The organism is Sphingobium estronivorans (assembly GCF_008692605.1).
Taxonomy (GTDB): Bacteria; Pseudomonadota; Alphaproteobacteria; order Sphingomonadales; family Sphingomonadaceae; genus Sphingobium; species Sphingobium estronivorans.
In genome coordinates, this window is sequence record NZ_LFCT01000062.1 from 1 (window position 1) to 1,324 (window position 1,324).

The 1,324-nt window shown below is 61.5% G+C and carries 1 protein-coding gene and 1 other annotated feature; the gene reads left to right on the forward strand.

The window, feature by feature from the left end; all coding sequences use genetic code 11:
• The first annotated feature begins 54 nt into the window (after positions 1 to 54).
• A protein-coding gene (locus F7P65_RS21820; protein ID WP_128830678.1) for an IS3 family transposase occupies positions 55 to 1,283 on the forward strand; the annotation gives its coding sequence in 2 pieces (ribosomal slippage) (positions 55 to 343 and positions 343 to 1,283; 1,230 coding nt in all).
• Positions 336 to 452 (forward strand) — a sequence feature (AL1L pseudoknot). Its footprint overlaps the gene before it by 117 nt.
• Positions 1,284 to 1,324: the final 41 nt, after the last annotated feature.

Genomic DNA, 1,324 nt, shown 5'->3' on the forward strand with positions numbered 1-1,324 from the left:
CTGAAGCGCCCCGGCTTTTCCGGAGGCTCCAACTTGTGAGAAGGAGCATCCGATATGAGCAAGACGACCAACAAATTTTCACCTGAAGTTCGCGAGCGGGCGGTTCGTATGGTGGCGGAGCAGCGAGCTGAGTATGGCTCGGAGTGGGAAGTGATGAAGTCGATCGCGGCGAAGATCGGCTGCTCGCTGGAGACGCTGCGCCGCTGGTGCCGCGAGGAGGCGAGCCGACGAGCGGGGCCAGCGGCGCTTGCCGCTGATGACCGGGAACGCCTGAGATTGCTTGAGCGCGAAGTGAAGGAACTGCGCAGGGCCAACGAGATTTTGCGCAAGGCATCAGCATATTTTGCGATGGCGGAGCTCGACCGCCCCGGGAGATGATGATGGCGTTTATCGACGCCCATCGCGAGGATTTGGGGATCGAGCCGATCTGCCGCGAGCTGGCAATCGCCCCTTCCTCTTATCGTGAACATGCCGCGCGCCGTGCCGATCCCGGAAGGCGTCCGGCACGTGCCCGGCGCGATGAGGAGATCAGGGAACAGATCAAGCGGGTCCATGAGGCCAGCTTCGGCCTTTATGGCGCACGCAAGGTCTGGCACCAGATGCGGCGTGAAGGCATCATGGTGGCGAAATGCACGGTGGAACGGCTGATGCGCGCCATGGGGCTGGCGGGCGTCCGGCGTGGAAAGAAGACGATCACCACCATCAGCAACCCGAAGGCGCAGTGTCCGCTGGACAAGGTCAATCGGGAGTTTCGCGTCAGCCGGCCCAACGCTCTGTGGGTTGTCGATTTCACCTACGTGCATACCTGGGCGGGCTTCGTCTACGTCGCCTTCGTGATTGACGCTTTTGCTCGGCGGATTGTGGGGTGGAAGGTCAGCACATCAGCCACTGCAGGCTTCGTTCTGGATGCCCTGGAGCAGGCAATTCATGCCCGCAGGCCAGGCCCCGATGACGGGCTGATCCACCATAGCGACAGGGGAGTTCAATACCTCGCGATGAACTATACTCAGCGCTTGGCCGAGGCCAAGCTCGTTCCCTCGGTTGGTAGCGTCGGCGACAGCTACGACAACGCCTTGGCCGAGACGATCAACGGCCTTTACAAGGCCGAGGTCATCTGGCGGCAGCGGTCATGGCCAAGCGTTTCGGCCGTGGAAATGGCAACGCTGCGCTGGGTCGATTGGTACAACAATCACCGGCTCTTCGGCCCTATCGGGCACATCCCGCCCGCTGAGGCTGAAGACAATTACTATGCAGCCCTCGAGAACCTCGATATGGCTGCATAGCCCAATGGAAACTGCCTCCTGAAAAGCCGGGGCGCTTCAGT